Source organism: Thermococcus sp., from assembly GCF_027008145.1.
In the GTDB taxonomy this organism is placed as follows: domain Archaea; phylum Methanobacteriota_B; class Thermococci; order Thermococcales; family Thermococcaceae; genus Thermococcus.
This window is the reverse complement of record NZ_JALTCZ010000092.1, coordinates 1-2331: the sequence shown is the minus strand read 5'-3', so window position 1 is coordinate 2331 and position 2331 is coordinate 1. Positions and strand designations below refer to the sequence as shown.

3 protein-coding genes are annotated in these 2331 nt (G+C 54.6%); all 3 read right to left on the bottom strand.

The genetic code is table 11. The annotated features are described in order from the left end of the window. A partial coding sequence (locus tag MVD07_RS04450) for an MFS transporter (protein WP_297499109.1) occupies positions 1-634 on the bottom strand: 634 nt, incomplete at its 3' end. After that, positions 634-1554, bottom strand: a complete 921-nt coding sequence (locus tag MVD07_RS04445; RefSeq protein ID WP_297499110.1) for an isoaspartyl peptidase/L-asparaginase family protein — start codon at positions 1552-1554, stop codon at positions 634-636. The genes MVD07_RS04450 and MVD07_RS04445, both read right to left, overlap by 1 nt. A gap of 55 nt (positions 1555-1609) precedes the next feature. Further along, positions 1610-2331 (bottom strand): phosphate uptake regulator PhoU (locus tag MVD07_RS04440; RefSeq protein ID WP_297499107.1); only part of this gene is annotated, 722 nt, incomplete at its 5' end.

Below are 2331 nucleotides of genomic sequence, written 5' to 3'. Positions count from 1 at the left end.
CCGAGACGAAGGTAACCCTGAGGAGCCCACGGTGGCTGGCCTTTCCGCGCTCGATCCGCTCTACCGTATCACCAACTTCTCTCCATGCCATCAGAGCGAAAATTGCACCGGTGAGCGAGAACAGAACAGTCAGGGAGAAGGCCCCCATAAAGCCGATCCTGTCGGATGTGTAACCCCCTATTCCAGGCCCTATTATGTTGCCGAGGGAGAACATCATGCCGCGCCAGCCGAGGGTTTCCCCAACCCTGCCGACGGGGGCGAGATCGACAGCGGTTGATAGACTTGAGGGGAAGAAGAGCCCCATTGAGAAGCCGTGGATTGCCCTAGCTATCGCAAACAGGTAGAGATTGCCAGAGTGAGCCGAGACAACGTAGAGAATGCCGGCAAGAGCACCAAAGAGGTTTCCTCCAACGAGGGCATGGAAGCGGTAGCCCCTATCACCAACGACCCCTCCGATGGGCTTTGAGATGAGGGAAAGGGCCGAGGTAACGCCCGTTATGAGACCGACGAGAAACGGCTCGGCCCGGAGGCTGACCAGAAAAGGGGAAACCACAGGTGTAACGACGCTTATCCCTAGGAAGAAGAAGAACGTTGAGATGTTGAGGAGCCAGACGTTTCGTATAGTGGAATCCACTAAACACCAGCCTCCGGTTCCTTCATGCCCTCCCTCATGAAGGCATGGCTCATGTGCCTAGTGTTCTTGGCGAGACCGATGTTCCCCTTTGAATCAACCATTATGATGCCCATCGTGTCCTTTCCGAAGTACCTCGTGGCAAGACTTATTGCGGCATCGCTTGCACCCTGTGCGTCCATTCCAAGGCGAACGAAGTCGGTGGCGCTTTTGGCTAAAGCCAGCTTTATCGCAACCTCCCCGAGGCCAGTACACGATGCCCCGGCCACTTCGTTGGCGTAGGTTCCACCACCAATTATCGGCGTGTCACCAACCCTGCCGAAGACCTTGAGAAAAACACCGCCCGTTGACGTGCCGGCGACGACTTCATCACCGTCGAAGGCGACCGCCCCGACCGTGCTCCTGAGGAGCTCGGGATACTCCCTTATCAGTTCGTTGAGCTTCTTCCAGTACCTTGTCTCACCCTTTTCAAGGAGCTTCTTCCTGAGTTCCTCCCACTGCCTCAGTCTCTCCTCCGTTACGGGATCATACTCTGGGAAGCCAAGGAGACGGGCGAATTTAACAGCCCCATCTCCGATTAAAAGCACATGGTCGGTCTTCTCCATCACCTTCCTGGCGACGCTTATAGGGTTCTTAACCCCCCAGATGCCGGCGACGGCACCTGCCTCAAGGGTTTTCCCGCGCATTATGGCTGCATCCATCTCGACCCTGCCGTCGAGCGTTAAAACGCTCCCTGTTCCAGCGTTGAAGAGAGGGTTGTCCTCAAGGGCTTTGACGGCTTCCTCCACGGCATCTAAGGCAGAGCCACGCTTAAGCTCCCCCCAGCCAGCCAAAACGGCCTCTCTGACGCCTTCAATAACCTTTGGAATCCTTTCCTCTTTTCTTATCGTCCCTGCACCGCCGTGGACTATTATCGCAACCATTGCCCACACCTGATGAAAGAAAGCTCGAAAGGTTAAAAGGATTATGGAAACGGGACTAACTTAGGGCCATGTTGATTATAGTCTCCCCTATGTTCTCAAGGTATTCAAGGATCCTCCGGAAGCTTTCCTTGGCAAGGGACTCGCGGTAGTCTATGGACTTTATGCGCTCCCTTATCTCCAGCATCAGCTCATCTATCTCCCTGAGATTCCTCCGCTCTATCTGGGTAATCATCGCGTCGAACTTGTCCCTTAGGTAGGGAACCTCAACGCCGTCCGGGTTGTCTGCTATCCTGATTATGTGGTCGCCTATCCTCTCGATGTCCCTGGCTATGAAGAGTATCGCCATAAGGTCAAAGGTTCTCCTAACAAGACCGCTCTCCTCACTAACGTTGTGCCTGCTGAGAAGCCTGTTCACAGTCCTGATGATCAGGAAGTAGAAGCGGTCGAGCTCGTTTTCGAGGTCGTAGATGTCGCGCTTTATCTCACCATCTGAGCCAGCCACCAAGAGTTCAAGGTCGCCGAGCATCGAAAGGACTATGGAGCGCACCCTTCTGAGAAGCTCTGCGAGGTTGACTTCATCCTCGTCGAGAAGGCTCTTGGCAACTATCCTCTGGGGCTCGTCGAGGATTATCTCAACGCCCGGGAGGGTCTGGAGAACCTTCCTGACCTTAACCTTGTACAGGGGCATTTCATCCGAGAAGATTATGTCAATGACGTCATAACCCTGTATGTATGCCGAGATCACGAGCCTTATGGCCATGTCCGGCGAGAACCCAG

What these genes read in the sequence shown, in the direction of transcription:
- MVD07_RS04445 (WP_297499110.1), bottom strand. Translation starts at nt 1,554, where the DNA reads ATGGTTGCGATAATAGTCCACGGCGGTGCAGGGACGATAAGAAAAGAG.